General features: G+C 65.0%; 13 protein-coding genes. 2 read left to right on the forward strand and 11 right to left on the reverse strand.

Features of this window, described 5'->3' with window-relative positions:
- Positions 1-3: 3 nt before the first annotated feature.
- The gene (locus AB7M16_RS02580; protein ID WP_453943050.1) at positions 4-2,313 is read right to left on the reverse strand and encodes an ATP-binding protein; all 2,310 of its coding nucleotides are present in this window, start codon (positions 2,311-2,313) and stop codon (positions 4-6) included.
- Positions 2,314-2,466: 153 nt separating this feature from the next.
- On the opposite strand from AB7M16_RS02580, the gene xth reads away from it, so the two are divergent.
- A complete protein-coding gene (gene xth / locus AB7M16_RS02585; protein ID WP_453943051.1) occupies positions 2,467-3,264 on the forward strand; it encodes an exodeoxyribonuclease III in 798 nt (265 codons plus the stop codon).
- Positions 3,265-3,328: 64 nt separating this feature from the next.
- Here the strand turns inward: xth and AB7M16_RS02590 are convergent, their stop codons facing one another.
- The 7 genes from AB7M16_RS02590 to AB7M16_RS02620 all read right to left on the reverse strand — a co-directional run bounded on the left by AB7M16_RS02590 (position 3,329) and on the right by AB7M16_RS02620 (position 9,863).
- Positions 3,329-4,156, reverse strand: coding sequence for a tetratricopeptide repeat protein (locus AB7M16_RS02590; RefSeq protein WP_172783656.1), 828 nt, complete (start codon positions 4,154-4,156; stop codon positions 3,329-3,331).
- A complete protein-coding gene (ilvD, locus tag AB7M16_RS02595; RefSeq protein ID WP_172783655.1) occupies positions 4,143-5,864 on the reverse strand; it encodes a dihydroxy-acid dehydratase in 1,722 nt (573 codons plus the stop codon). Before ilvD ends, AB7M16_RS02590 begins: the two co-directional genes overlap by 14 nt.
- A 387-nt stretch (positions 5,865-6,251) precedes the next feature.
- Complete coding sequence (locus AB7M16_RS02600; protein WP_453943052.1) at positions 6,252-6,833, reverse strand: hypothetical protein; 582 nt, start codon at positions 6,831-6,833, stop codon at positions 6,252-6,254.
- 188 nt (positions 6,834-7,021) lie between these two features.
- Positions 7,022-7,279 carry a hypothetical protein gene (locus AB7M16_RS02605; protein WP_260370635.1) on the reverse strand — a complete coding sequence of 86 codons (258 nt, stop codon included), beginning with the start codon at positions 7,277-7,279 and terminating at the stop codon, positions 7,022-7,024.
- Positions 7,280-7,468: 189 nt separating this feature from the next.
- Positions 7,469-7,681, reverse strand: coding sequence for a hypothetical protein (locus tag AB7M16_RS02610; RefSeq protein ID WP_260379275.1), 213 nt, complete (start codon positions 7,679-7,681; stop codon positions 7,469-7,471).
- Between the two features lie 151 nt (positions 7,682-7,832).
- Positions 7,833-8,009 carry a hypothetical protein gene (locus AB7M16_RS02615; protein WP_172783651.1) on the reverse strand — a complete coding sequence of 59 codons (177 nt, stop codon included), beginning with the start codon at positions 8,007-8,009 and terminating at the stop codon, positions 7,833-7,835.
- 117 nt (positions 8,010-8,126) lie between these two features.
- Positions 8,127-9,863 carry an adenylate/guanylate cyclase domain-containing protein gene (locus AB7M16_RS02620; protein WP_453943053.1) on the reverse strand — a complete coding sequence of 579 codons (1,737 nt, stop codon included), beginning with the start codon at positions 9,861-9,863 and terminating at the stop codon, positions 8,127-8,129.
- Between the two features lie 315 nt (positions 9,864-10,178).
- Between AB7M16_RS02620 and AB7M16_RS02625 the strand changes: the two genes are divergently transcribed.
- Positions 10,179-12,368, forward strand: a complete 2,190-nt coding sequence (locus AB7M16_RS02625) for a transglycosylase SLT domain-containing protein (RefSeq protein ID WP_453943054.1) — start codon at positions 10,179-10,181, stop codon at positions 12,366-12,368.
- Between the two features lie 75 nt (positions 12,369-12,443).
- On the opposite strand, the gene AB7M16_RS02630 is transcribed toward AB7M16_RS02625, so the two are convergent.
- From AB7M16_RS02630 to AB7M16_RS02640, 3 genes are read right to left on the reverse strand one after another with little or no spacing between them, the layout of a single operon-like run.
- Entirely contained in the window at positions 12,444-12,806 is a 363-nt protein-coding gene (locus AB7M16_RS02630; protein WP_172783648.1) for a hypothetical protein, read from the reverse strand.
- Positions 12,803-12,991: a hypothetical protein gene (locus AB7M16_RS02635; RefSeq protein WP_172782859.1), complete on the reverse strand. Its 189-nt coding sequence runs from the start codon at positions 12,989-12,991 to the stop codon at positions 12,803-12,805. The genes AB7M16_RS02630 and AB7M16_RS02635 overlap by 4 nt, the downstream gene beginning before the upstream one ends.
- Entirely contained in the window at positions 12,988-13,380 is a 393-nt protein-coding gene (locus AB7M16_RS02640; RefSeq protein WP_172783647.1) for a hypothetical protein, read from the reverse strand. Before AB7M16_RS02640 ends, AB7M16_RS02635 begins: the two co-directional genes overlap by 4 nt.
- Between the last annotated feature and the right edge of the window lie 73 nt (positions 13,381-13,453).

Consider the following 13,453-nt stretch of genomic DNA (forward strand, 5'->3'; position numbering starts at 1 on the left):
CGCTTACGCGCCCGTTATCTGCCTTTCCTCGTCCGTCCACGCCACCTCGGTCGGCATCAACTCCGGCTGGAGCGGTGCGTCCTCCGACATCACGTGACCGTCTAGCGCCCGCAGGAGCGCTCCGATCAGCGCCGGCTTGCGCAGCGGCTTGGCCAGGAAGTCCGACATACCGGCTTCGCGGCAGATCTTGATGTCCTCGGGGAAGGCATTGGCGGTCAGCGCGATGATCGGCAAGGCTTCGAAGCGCCCGCCTTGCGCGCGGATCGCGTGGGTGGCGGCGAGCCCGTCCATGTCGGGCATGCGCACGTCCATCAGCACGACATCGTAATTGCCTTCGCAGGCTGCCGCTACGGCTTCGGTCCCGTCCGTGACGACCCGCAGCTCGACGTCGAAAGCCCCCAGCATCTTGCTCACGACCATGCGGTTGACCGCATCGTCTTCCGCGACCAGCACCTTCAGCGGCCGATCGAGGCTGGCGATCCGGGCTTTCAGATCATCGGCTTCGTCGCGCCCGCCGGCCTGATCGGAGGCCTGCGCCTGGCTCCAGGGCAGCACCAGCGTGAAGCGGAAGGCCGAGCCCTCGCCCGGCGTCGAGTTGACGCCGATAGTGCCGCCCATCTGCTCGATGATGCGCCGAGAGATCGCGAGCCCAAGCCCAGTGCCGCCGAAGCGGCGGCTGATCGAGGCATCGGCCTGGGCGAAATCGCTGAACAGCAGGTCGAGCTTATCGGGCGCGATGCCGATGCCGCTGTCGGTCACCGTCCATTCGACGGTCGCCAGCAGGTCACGCCGCGCCTGGCAGGTCGCCGATATCGTCACCTCGCCTTCGTCGGTGAACTTCACCGCGTTGGAGGCGAGATTGAGCAGCACCTGGCGGATGCGCGTGACATCGCCGCGGAGCGTCGGCGGCAGGTTCGGATCGAGCTCGACCTTGACCGTGAGCCCCTTGCTCTTGGCGCTGGCGCGCACCACGGTCCCAACCGTCTCGGCCAGCGCCTGCGGCGCGAAGTCGATCGCCTCGAATTGGAAGCGGCCGGCTTCCAGCTTGGAGAGGTCGAGAATGTCGTTGAGGATGCGCTGGAGATTGTCGCCGGACTCGCGGATCGTGGTGACGGCCTCGCGCTGCTCCGGATCGAGCTCGGTTTCGAGCAGCATGCTGGCGAGACCAAGCACGCCGTTCATGGGGGTGCGGATCTCGTGGCTCATTACAGCGAGGAAGTCGGACTTGGCGCGGCTTTCGGCCTCGGCCTTTTCCGCGCGCCAGCGCTCGGTGACGTCGCGTCCGAAGCCGCGATAGCCGAGGAAATGGCCTTCACGGTCATGGGCCGGCTTCGCCGTCAGCGACCACAGCCGCGCCTCGCCGCCTGCGACGATCTTGAGATTCATCTCGTGCAGCGGCTCGGCCTGCTCCATCAGGCCGACGATGTTGTAGGCAGCGCTCTTGTCCTCGGGGCAGAGCATGTCGAGCACGTCGGCGAAATGCGAGCCTTTCAGCAGCGCAAGCGGCAGCTGCGCGACGTCGGCGAAGCGTTGCGGCACGTCGACGAGGCGTCCCTCGGCATCGGTCTGCCAGAGCCAGTCGCTGGCGTTCTCCTGGAAGTCCTTCAGCAGCAGCGAGATGATCTCGGTCTGGCGCTCGAGCTCGAGCTGGGCCTTGAGATTGCAGAGGAAGAGGTTGCCCTGCGAGACGATATTGCGCGCCATGAAGAATGCGAACAGCAGCAGGAACACCGCGGTCACCAGATATGGTCCGGTGCCGCACAAAAGCAGCGCGCCGGCGCAGGCGATCGTCATGGTGGCGAGATAGACGAGGCCCGCGCGCGGGAAGGTCGAAAGCGTGAAGGCGCCGCCTGACATCATGCCGACCATCAGGCAGGCCAGGATCAATTGACTGGTCGGCTCGATGCGGCTGAACAGAGCGAGCGGCAGCGCGCCCCAGATCGCGGCGAGAAAAAACGCCTGCCGCAGCGTCTGCCGCGCCGCGCGCGGCGATGCTTCCTGCGGCGGGTTCTGATGCGACTTGTGCCATGCGCGCACCGCAAGCGAAGCGGTGGCGGCGAGCGTCAGGCCCCAGATCGCAAGGAAGTCGTTCCAGCCCCTGCCCCAGAACAGGATCAGGACGATGGCGACGTTCAGCATCGTCACGGCCATCGTCACGGGGATCAGCTGGGTCACCGCGTCGATCTGCTTGGCCCGGATGCGGCGGATCTCGCGCTCGCTGAGATCGGCCGTCAGACCGTCCTCGATCTCGAAGCCGCCGAGCCAATACAGGAACGCGCCGAGCAGGCCGTCACGCGGCTGAGTTCGCTTCATCGCCTTGTCCGGCTATCCATCCGAGGAACCTCTTGATGATCAATGGCCTGCGGCCTGCTTAAGCCGGGTTAATTTTGTGGGAGATTTTGCGGCCGTCTTGACGGGCACGTTTGCATTTTGTTCTAACCAAGCCCCCTGCCCGGAGCCCTCCCAATGCCTATCAGAGTAGCCACCTGGAACGTGAACTCGGTCCGGCAGCGGATCGATCTGCTCCTGACCTGGCTGAAAGAGTGCCAGCCGGACATCGTCTGCCTGCAGGAGATCAAATGTGTCGACGAGGCCTTCCCGCGGCTGGAGATCGAGGCGCTCGGCTACAACGTGGTGACGCACGGGCAGAAGACGTTCAACGGCGTCGCCCTGCTCTCCAAGCTCCGGTTCGACGAGACCAGGTCGGGCCTCGCCGGCGACGACGAGGATACCCATGCCCGCTTCCTTGAGGGCGTGGTGACACTCAAGTCCGGCGTGCTGCGCATCGCCTGCCTCTACCTGCCCAATGGCAATCCGGTCGGGACCGACAAATATCCCTACAAGCTCAAATGGATGTCGCGGCTTCTTGATTATTCGAAGGAGCGACTCAAGGAGGAGGTCCCGCTGATCCTGGCCGGCGACTTTAACGTCATCCCGCATGCCCGCGACGTGCACAATCCGGCTGCCTGGACCGAGGACGCGCTGTTCAAGACCGAGACGCGCGAGAGCTTCCAGTCCCTGCTCGGCCTCGGCCTCACCGACGCCTTGCGCGCCGTCAGCGACGAGGGCGGGCTCTACACCTTCTGGGACTACCAGGCCGGGGCCTGGCAGAAGAACCAGGGGCTGCGGATCGATCATCTGCTGCTGTCGCCGCAGGCCAACGACAGGCTCGCCAATGTCGGCATCGACAGCTACGTGCGCGGCTGGGAGAAGCCCTCGGACCACGTGCCGGTGTGGGCGGATCTGGATCTGGAGGCGGCCTAGGCCATTAGCGTTGTCATTCCGGGTTCGATGCTTCGCATCTCCCCGGCGTGACTCTGGAATGCGCCTACTCCCTACGCCCCTGCACCCACTGCTCCAGCATTTGCAGGGCCATGGCGCGGTCGTCGTCGGAGGCCTTCGCGAAGGCGCGGTTGTAGCTTTCCTTGATCCAGACCTCGTCGGCGCCGGCGCTGTCGCGCGCCAGCGTCAGCCACATCAGGCCGCGCGCGGCCTGCCGCGGCAGGCGGTCGCCGTTGAACAGCATCTGGCCGAGCAGCGCCTGGGCCTGGTGCTGGCCCTTCTGCGCGGCGAGGCCAAGCCAGCGCGCGCCATAGCGGTAGTCCTCCCGCGAGGCGTCCGGGGTCTTCAGGTACAGACGAGCGAGGTCGTACTGCGCGTCCGCATTGCCGAAATAGGATGCGGCATAGGAAAACATCTCCCGGGCGCGGTCCGGATCGGCCTTGACCTTCGAATTCGGGATGCCGGCCAGATAGTAGCGGCCGAGCGCGACGAAGGCGTTGGCCACGATCTGCGCCTGCGGCGCCGACGGGCTGTCCTCGGCATGCGCGTTGGCGATCCGGCTGAAATATTCGAAGGCACGCAGATCGTCCTGGGCGACGCCGTCGCCGTTGGCGTACATGCGGCCGAGCTTCCACTGCGCGATCGGGTGGCCGCCCTCGGCAGCATATTGCAAGGCGCTGAGCGAGGTTTCCTGGGTCGCGACCGCAGGCGGAACCTTGGTGCGCACCGCACCCGCAGCGCCGGGCAAGGTCGTCACGACCGGGATGGTGGCGTCCTTCGGGTTGACCGGCGCACCGTCGAAGGCGAACGCCGGCGCGGCCAGCGCGGCCGCCCCCAACACAAACGCAACTGTGGCACGCCTAAATGTCCGCATAGCACTGTTTCTCGTGCGCGCCGCCCGGATGGGTCACTGCCCCTCCGATCGCCGGTCCAACCTGCTGAGCATATTTCCAGAGCGCACCCGACGTGTGGTTAGTCGCGCGGGCGCTCCATTTGGTTCTGCGCTGGGCGAGCTCGGCGTCGCTCAATTTTACGTCAAGGGTCCCATTGACCGCGTCGATCTCGATGATGTCGCCGTCCTCGAGCAGCCCGATCGGGCCGCCGACCGCCGCCTCCGGCCCGACATGGCCGATGCAGAAGCCGCGGGTGGCACCGGAGAAGCGGCCGTCGGTGATGAGCGCGATCTTGCCGCCCATGCCCTGGCCGGTCAGCGCTGCCGTGGTCTGGAGCATTTCCCGCATGCCGGGACCGCCCTTCGGCCCCTCGTAGCGGATTACGATGACTTCGCCTTCGCGGTAGGTGCGGTTCTGGACCGCCTCGAACGCGTCCTCCTCACGGTCGAAGCACCTGGCCGGACCGGTAAACCTGAGGTTGGACATTCCCGCGACTTTCACGATCGCACCTTCTGGCGCCAAATTGCCCTTCAGACCGACCACACCGCCTGTCACGGTGATGGGCTTGTCCGCCGGATGCACCACGTCCTGGTGCGGATTCCATTTCACGCTCTTGAGGTTTTCAGCGATCGTACGGCCCGTGACGGTAAGGCAATCACCGTGCAGGAAGCCGTTGTCGAGCAGCGTCTTCATCAGAAGCGGGATGCCACCTACTTCAAACATGTCTTTGGCGACATAACGGCCGCCCGGCTTCAAATCCGCGACATATGGTGTCTTTTTGAAGATTTCGGCGACGTCGAACAGGTCGAACTTGATGCCGACCTCGTGCGCGATCGCCGGCAGGTGCAGCGCAGCATTGGTCGAGCCGCCGGACGCCGCGACCACGGCGGCGGCATTCTCCAGCGCCTTGCGGGTGACGATGTCGCGCGGCCGGATGTTCTGGGCGATCAGGTCCATCACCTTCTCGCCGGCGGTCATGCAGAAGGCGTCGCGGATCTCGTACGGCGCCGGAGCACCGGCGGAGTACGGCAGCGCCAGCCCGATCGCCTCGGAGACGGTCGCCATGGTGTTGGCAGTGAACTGCGCGCCACAGGCACCGGCCGAGGGGCAAGCGACGCGCTCGATCTCGTCGAGGTCCTCGTCCGACATGGCCCCGACCGAGTGCTTGCCGACAGCCTCGAACATGTCCTGCACGGTGACCTGCTGCCCGCGGAAATTGCCGGGCAGGATCGAGCCGCCATAGATGAAGATCGAGGGCACGTTGAGGCGGACCATCGCCATCATCATGCCCGGCAGCGACTTGTCGCAGCCGGCGAGCCCAACCAGCGCGTCATAGGCGTGGCCGCGCACGGTCAGCTCGACCGAATCGGCAATGCACTCGCGCGACGGCAACGAGGAGCGCATGCCGTCGTGACCCATGGCGATGCCGTCGGTCACGGTGATGGTGCAGAATTCACGAGGTGTACCGCCGGCCGATGCCACGCCCTTCTTCACCGCCTGTGCCTGGCGCATCAGGGCGATGTTGCAGGGAGCGGCTTCATTCCAGCACGAGGCGACGCCGACGAAGGGCTGGTGGATCTGCTCGGTGGTCAGACCCATCGCGTAGAAATAGGACCGATGCGGCGCGCGCGCAGGGCCTTCCGTCACGTGACGGCTCGGCAGCCTCTGCTTGTCGATCTTCGCGCCCATCGCAACCAGTTTCCCCGGCCAACCCTTTCAGACCCGAAAAATCAGAGCCAAGATTTGAATCGACCTTGGGATTTTCTCGTCGCCTTCGAAGACCGCCGTTGCCGTTAGAAATTTAGAGCGATTTTATTCATGGTCGGGTGTGGCCAAAAAGCGGCGGCGATGCGAACCGCCGGTTATGAGGGTTAAATCCGGGATGGGTGTTGCACAGGCAGCACAATCGTTACCGGGAAGACACGGGTATGCTTACCATGATACTCTCGTCCAGACGGCAAGCTACAACCTCTAATTTCGCAATGCGTGGTGCGATGACATGCGCGCAAGTGAGTCGTCCCCTCTGCCCCCTCTCGCGTCCGCGCCGGAGCGCTTCTGCCGTACGAGGCGAGCCGCTCAGGCCGACATCGCGCCTCTGCGCCCGAACGGATCGAACAGACGGACGATCTCGCAGGCGGCAACGAGCCCGGCGAGCCAGGCGGCGCTGGTCAGCCCGAGACGGGCAACGACGGCGGCGGTGAACGCGTCCTCGCCACCGAGGAACGGCGTTGCCGCCAGCAGCGCGATCTCATAGGCCGCGTAGGCGGCGATGAGCGTGACCGCAAGCATCAGGGGCGTGCGGCGCCGCGGCAGCATGCGGAGCACCGCGGATGCTGCCGCGGTGGACAGGAGCGCTGCGGCGCCGATCACGAGGCCCCAGGCGATGGTGTTGCCGTCAACGGGATAGCGCAAGGCTCCGAAACCGATGCCCTGGTTCACGAGCCAGGCACCGGCGATGACGAGCAGCGCGTTGCGCAATGGCAGCATCGCGGCTGCGACGACTGCAAACGCCGCGAACGGCGTTGCGCAGGCGAGCGCGAAGCTTGCAAGCGCGCATGACAATGTCAGCAGCGCAAAGCAGAACACCGGCGCAAGGCGCGGTACCACCAGATCAAGCCGCAGATGGTCCGCGTGTGGCGGCACGATGCTGAGCGCCATGGATGATCTCCTTCCCATCCAATTCTAGTTCGTTTGCGGGCTTGTGACAGCCCCATCGGCATCAAAACGTGGCCCCGGCCCTGAGGGGTAGCTGCGACCGGGCGGCGGAACGTCGGTGCGTGAAAGTGCTTGCGACGGCCGCAGCTATCGCCGCGAGCCGGGCACCGGCGCCCCGACGATCGCAATCATCAGGACCGTCCGCGCAAGCGTTGCGCCTGGGCCCAGGCGACTGCGACGTCGCGTGGCGGAACATCGACGCGCTTGATGGGCGTCAATTCGCCGGAGGCCGAAACGATCGCCGTCTCTTCGCGGCGGCAGCGTGTGCAGACGAAGCGGACCTCATGCGGGGACGCCGACCAGTTCGACCGCTTCACATTGGCCGCCATCGGCCAGGCATCGCAATGCGAACACGACACCAGAAAACGACCGGGATCGAGCATACCCATTCCATCGGACTCCGAATCCTGCCGCTTCCTTCAATGATTAATCCATGTGAATCGTTCCGGTGTCCAAGCACCGCCGGCCTTGCCTTGGGCCGCTACCGGTTCCGCGCAACCGCAGAGCGTCGGATGGCCGATTGCGTTGCGACGCTCACCGTGGCGTCGCGGGATTGCGATCCCCTGCCAGTGCCCCGCTCAGCGAGCCCCCTTGAGGGTGCAGGAGGTCGTGCAGGTGACCGTCGTGCCGCGGTCGCATGCTTTGCAGGCGCTGACACACTGGTTCATGTCGCGCGGATTGTAGCTGTAGTTTCGCAACGGACAGGCGGGCGTCGTCGAGCCGGTGATGTCCTGCTCCTGATCGCAGGCCGCCGTCATGAGCGCGAATATGATCACTGCAGCGAGGCGCATGGGATTGCCCTGTCAAGCATGGCAAATCACACTCACGGGACGCGCTGCATTGCAGCGAACCCCGGCCTTCCCACCACGAGCGTCGCCAATCAGCGATACTCGCTTGCTGCAAGGATGCGCGCCAAACGTTAAGAACGGATTTCAGCCCGGCTCAGGCCGCAGCCGTCGTCGCGATCGCCTGCCGGATATCGACAGCCAGCTGACGGTACTGTTCCCCGAGCTTCAAATAGAACTCGCGCTTGCTGCTTTCGGTGGCGAGCTTGGCGATCAGCTCGCATTCGGCGGTGAGCGTCTCGAACCGTTCCAGCCTGTCCTCAAGATGTGTCATCGGCGTGTCCCCATCAGACGCCTCAGGGACATCAAACCTAAGCCCGGGAAATAGGTCACGGCGAACATCGTTATGGAGTAGCATCTTTTTTTCCGGCGCGGCGTACGCAAGGCACCGCTATTTCTGCTCCAGCCGCCAGACGCCGTCCCAATTGAGATCCGGCGGATTGGCCGCAAACTGCGCGATGCGGATGAGCATCGTGCGCGAGGGGCCGTCGCCTGGGACCGCCTCGAGCGCCGCATTGAAGGCGGCGCGCGCCTCCTCGAAGCGCCGGCCGCGATAGGCGGCGAGACCATCGGCATAATGCGTGCGCAACGTCACTTGCGCCTCGGTGAATGCGCCCGCTCTCGCCATCACCTCGAAGATCGCCTGCGGCGCGCTTTGACCCGCGACCGCCAGACGATCGATCTCGCGCAATTCGAGCCGCGATCCGATCCCGTCCGCGGTCGCCTGCGAGATCAGGATGCGGGTGCCGTAGACCTTGTTGACGGCCTCCAGCCGCGAGGCGAGGTTCACGGCATCGCCCATCACGGTGAAGCTCATCATCAGCTCGGACCCGATGCTGCCGGTCAGGACCTCGCCGGTGGCGATGCCGATGCGCAGATCGCACGGCGCCGGCATGGCGCGGATGCCGAGCAGATCCGGCAGCTGCTTCTGCAGCGCAGGCACCTGATCGGCCATCTCGACGGCGGCAAGCCCGGCGAGCAGACCCTGCTCATCCTCCTCGATGAAGGGAGGTCCCCAATAGGACATGATGGCGTCGCCGATATATTTGTCGATGATGCCGCGATTGTTTCTGATCGGAGCGGACATCACGGTGAAGTAGTGGTTCATCACCTTGACGAGACCGCGGGGGGTCATGCCCTCGCTCATCGAGGTGAAGCCGCTCATGTCGGAGAACATGATGGTCATCACCCGGCGCTCGCCGTCGATGGCGACCTCCGGCCGGTCGATCAGGCCCTGCACCACTTTCGGGTCGATGTAACGGCCGAAGGTCTCGCGAATGCGCTCGTTGTGCCTGAGCTGCTCGATCATGCGGTTGAAGGCGGCAGCAAGCTCGCCGATCTCGTCCTGCGTCGAGACGGTGATGGGCTTGTCGAACCGGCCCGCCTCGACCTCGCGGGCGCCGGCCAGCAGCAGCCGCACCGGGCGCGTGATGCCACTGCTCACCAGCAGCGCAAAGACAAAGCCGACGATCGCCGCGAGCAGGGTCACGACGCCCGAAACGATGATCGCCTGATGCTGGCGGCCGATCACCTGCGACGTCGAGAAATAGACCTGCGCCAGCATGTCGGCGCGGATCGCATCAATCTTCCGGTTGAACGCATCGCGCAGCGTGTCGAGGTGCTCCAGCGTGCCGCGGGCCGCAACCATATCCTTGACCTCGACCTGCTTGAGCAGTTTCGCATTGCCCTCGTCCAGATCGCGCCGCAGCTCGGTGACGGAGCTTTCGATCCGGACGTCGAGCCGTGCCAGCGCGGCGTTGTCGGAATACGTCCTGGGGTCGTCGATGATCGCGTTGATGAGCTTGCGTGCGGCCTCGGCCTCCTGCTCGAACTTGCGGTCCAGCGCCTCGAAGTCGCGAAGGCGCGCCACATAGGCCTCCTCGTCCGACGGCGCCTCCATCCTGCTCATCACCATCCGCCGCAGTGCTAGGGCCCGCTCCAGCGAGCGGATGTTCGCACGCGCCAGATGGCTATAGGCGGGGATGTAGCGGTTGGTCAGCTCGTCGAGCAAAATGCCGACCTGGCTGGACATCACCATCGACAGGATCGAGGTGACCAGCATCAGGACGATCAATCCGAGAGCGATGCCGACGATCTTGCGCCGGATCGACTGGTTGAAAATCGGCATAGGTGCAGGGCAAACGCTGAAAGGATGAAGCGAGGGAACTCATACACCGGATTTGGCCGAGGGAACACGCGCAATCTGGCTGCTGTGACGTCCTGCGCCGTGCGTAATCGTCGCGCGAGCCCAATCGTTAACAAAGGTTAAAACCACTGCCTCTTCCGCCGTTTCGGAAGTTCCCGAGTTCCAATCCGTATTTTGCCGCATTGTTGCGACAGCTTGAGGGTGCGACACGATGCCGGCGCATCGTTCGATGCTTTGATTCGCAAGCCGCATGTGCGGACCTTGGTTTGTAGTGGTTTTCGCAGGGGGGACCATCGAATGAACCAGTGCCTACGCTCGCTCGCGTGTGTCGTTGCCGTGGCCGCAATGGCCCTCCTTCCCACCGAGCTGGCGGCGAAGAGCAATCACAAATCATCCGCGCTGAAGAAGACGCACGAGGCCAAGGCCGGCAAGCACCGCCACGCCGCCGCCGGCAAAGCGCGTCATGGCAAGCACGCCGAAGCCAAGCGCAAATCGAAGAAGACGGTCGACAAGCCCACGGACAAGCCGGCGCCGCCGCCGCTGACCGGCGATCTCGCCGCGCTGAAGGACGCCATCGATCTGACGCGCAAGGGCAAGACCGAGGATGCGAGCGCTGCGCGCGACCGCATTGCCGATCCCGCGGGACAGAAGCTCGCCGACTGGTTCATGCTGCGCCATTCCGAGAGCACCGCGAATTTCAAGCGCTACGCCGCCTTCCTCGCGGCCAATCCCGATTGGCCGAGCAGCGCCCTGCTCCGCCGCCGCGCCGAGGCGCGGCTGTGGCAGGAGAAGGCCGACGCGGCCATCGTGCACAAGTTCACGATGGATCGGCCGACCAGCGCCAAGGGCAAGTTTGCGCTCGCGCGCGTGCTGCTCGCCGAAGGCGAGACCGACAGGGCCGCGCGGCTGGTCCGGGAAACCTGGCGCGCGGAGGAATTGTCCGAGCGCAGCGAAGAGGATTCTTACGAAGCCTTCCGTGATCTGCTCACGGCGGACGATCATCGTGCCCGCATGGACAAGCGTCTCGGCGCCAAGGATTATGTAGGCGCGCGGCGCGCGGCCAAGCGGCTCGGCGAGGATGCGCTCGCGATCGTCAAGGCATGCGCCGGCGTCACCGGCAAGGCCAACAAGGCGAAGGACTATCTCGAGGACGTCCCGGCCGAAGCACGCCGCGATCTCGGCTACGTGCTGTGCCGCGCCCAATGGCACCTGCAGAAGGACCGCATCGACGATGCCGCCGAGGTGATCCTCGCCGCCGCGCCGGACACCATGGCGGCCCAGGACACCGACGCGTGGTGGCGCGAGCGCCGCCTGCTCGCGCGCAAGCTGCTCGACCAGGGCAAGTCCAGGACCGCCTATGATGTCGTGCGTATGGCCGCGGTGCCGGAGAAGGAAGTCTATCGCATCGACTATCACTTCATGTGCGGCTGGATCGCGCTGCGCTTTCTGAACGATCCCAGGACGGCGATGATGCACTTCGCCGCGATCGACGAAGGCTCCGCCAATCCGATTGCGCTCTCGCGGGCCCATTACTGGCGCGGCCGCGCCGCCGAAGCCATGGGCGCGACGGCCGATGCGCGCATGAGCTATCGGGCTGCGGCGCGCTATCAGACCGCCTATTACGGCCAGCTCGCCCGCGCCAAGCTCGGCCTCGATGGAATCGAGCTGCGTCCGCCCTCGCCCGTGCTGGCTTCGGCCGAGACGCAGCTAGCGGACGAGCGCGTGCGCGCCGCCGACATGCTCTACGGCATCGGCGAGCGCGACATGGTGTTCTACTACGCCGAGGATTTCGCCAAGGCGAGCACCGATGTCACCGCGCTCGAAGCGCTCGCCGAGCTCGCCGGCCGGCGCAACGATGCGCGCGTGATGCTGGAGGTCGGCAAGACCGCGCTGGCGCGCGGGCTCGCGCTCGACCATTACGCCTTCCCGACCATCGGCATTCCCGAGCACAAGCAAGTTGCGCCTGCGATCGAGACCAGCGTGATCTATTCGGTGGCGCGCACCGAGAGCTCGTTCGATCAGCGCGACAAGTCGCCGGCCAACGCGGTCGGGCTGATGCAGGTGACGCCGGAAGCGGGCCGCGACACCGCCAAACGTTTCGGCCTGACCTATGACTGGGACAGGATGGTGTCCGATCCCGTCTACAACACCCAGATGGGCGCGGCCGAGCTCAGCGCGCTGCTGTCGGAATATCGCGGCAACCAGATCATGACCTTCGCCGGCTACAATGCCGGCCGCGGCCGCGTGCGCGAGTGGGTGCAGGCGCGCGGCGATCCACGCGATCCCAATGTCGATCCGGTCGACTGGGTCGAGCGCATCCCGCTGTCGGAGACACGCAACTACGTCCAGCGCGTGATGGAGAACGTGCTGGTCTACCGCGCAAGATTCGAGGGCAGCGGCATGATCGCCGGCAAGAGCGACCAGCGCGTGGTGACGCACGAGGCCGGCGCAACGGCGCCAGTGGCGACCGCAGCACCCGCTCCCTGATCGACGCCGCCGGGGCTGGACGCGACGCCTGCAAGGATACGGTGCTGCGGCTCCCACGCGAGTGCAGTCGCGCAGCTAGGTGTCACCTCCTTCCATCGTGATCAGATCGCAACTGTCCAAACATGCGCCGGTCAAGGCTCTCGCGACGGTCCAGGCGCTGATCGTGCAGCTCCAGCACCAGACGGCACTCATGACCGTCAGTATCTCGATCATGCTGCCAGCGGCGAGCTCGACGTTCCCTAGGGCCGGTTCTGTCCGCCCAGGCACCGGCCATTGCATGAACAGCGTGGAGAATTCGCCGCGCCGATAACAATTGTCGTCGCAGTAACGGCGCTGCATCCGCGCATGGCGGACATAGCCGGAGCGCAAGGGACGCGAGCATGTGCTGCACGTGGCCGCGTGCAACGGCGGCTCGTGATTGACCACCACGAATTTCATGAAGCGGCTCTCACACCATCTTTCGCGAGCGTCTCGCAGAACAGCGCGTAGCACTGATGATCGCAGTAAGGCAGACGGGTCGCGATCTCGCGCAGATAGCTGCCGCTGATCGGCTCGCAGCACTGCATGCACCAGGTCTGCCGGAACGGGGTCCGGCCGTTGACCAGCACGAACGCGAATCTCATGTGGCACCTCCCAAAGCGAAGCAGTAAACGCTGTCGAGCGGAGACAGTGCTGGCGGTGGAGCGCACAGATGGTTTCGGCCGTCCGGATTATCCCTGTTTCGCTCCACCTTTTGCGGTGGGATCAGGATGTATCTCCCGTCCTCCCGGCGCCGCGCATAGATCTGGCCCTCGATGTACTTGATGTCGGTCGGATAACAATCGGCGCTGTTGCAACAACTGACGCTCGGGTTGTCCGGCATGTGCCAGGTGGAATAGAATTTTTCGTGCAGCGCCTGGTCCTGAGGTGGGTGCTGGCGATGAACGGCACCGTGTCCCGTCTCCTGCGCCTGGAGGGCCGCGATGGGGGTGATGAGAACGATCCAGCAGAAGAGCTTGCATGAGCGGTTCAACGACACAACCTCCCGGATCAGCTCTCCAATGCAGCCTTATGCGACCTGAGCCCGAAACAACCACTGCCGGTCG

The organism is Bradyrhizobium sp. USDA 372 (assembly GCF_053629095.1).

What these genes read in the sequence shown, in the direction of transcription:
- ilvD (WP_172783655.1), bottom strand. Translation starts at nt 5,864, where the DNA reads ATGGGCGCGAAGATCGACAAGCAGAGGCTGCCGAGCCGTCACGTGACG.
- AB7M16_RS02610 (WP_260379275.1), bottom strand. Translation starts at nt 7,681, where the DNA reads ATGCGCCTCGCTGCAGTGATCATATTCGCGCTCATGACGGCGGCCTGC.
- AB7M16_RS02620 (WP_453943053.1), bottom strand. Translation starts at nt 9,863, where the DNA reads ATGCCGATTTTCAACCAGTCGATCCGGCGCAAGATCGTCGGCATCGCT.
- AB7M16_RS02600 (WP_453943052.1), bottom strand. Translation starts at nt 6,833, where the DNA reads ATGGCGCTCAGCATCGTGCCGCCACACGCGGACCATCTGCGGCTTGAT.
- AB7M16_RS02635 (WP_172782859.1), bottom strand. Translation starts at nt 12,991, where the DNA reads ATGAGATTCGCGTTCGTGCTGGTCAACGGCCGGACCCCGTTCCGGCAG.
- xth (WP_453943051.1), top strand. Translation starts at nt 2,467, where the DNA reads ATGCCTATCAGAGTAGCCACCTGGAACGTGAACTCGGTCCGGCAGCGG.
- AB7M16_RS02580 (WP_453943050.1), bottom strand. Translation starts at nt 2,313, where the DNA reads ATGAAGCGAACTCAGCCGCGTGACGGCCTGCTCGGCGCGTTCCTGTAT.
- AB7M16_RS02605 (WP_260370635.1), bottom strand. Translation starts at nt 7,279, where the DNA reads ATGGGTATGCTCGATCCCGGTCGTTTTCTGGTGTCGTGTTCGCATTGC.
- AB7M16_RS02630 (WP_172783648.1), bottom strand. Translation starts at nt 12,806, where the DNA reads ATGAAATTCGTGGTGGTCAATCACGAGCCGCCGTTGCACGCGGCCACG.
- AB7M16_RS02590 (WP_172783656.1), bottom strand. Translation starts at nt 4,156, where the DNA reads ATGCGGACATTTAGGCGTGCCACAGTTGCGTTTGTGTTGGGGGCGGCC.
- AB7M16_RS02625 (WP_453943054.1), top strand. Translation starts at nt 10,179, where the DNA reads ATGAACCAGTGCCTACGCTCGCTCGCGTGTGTCGTTGCCGTGGCCGCA.
- AB7M16_RS02615 (WP_172783651.1), bottom strand. Translation starts at nt 8,009, where the DNA reads ATGACACATCTTGAGGACAGGCTGGAACGGTTCGAGACGCTCACCGCC.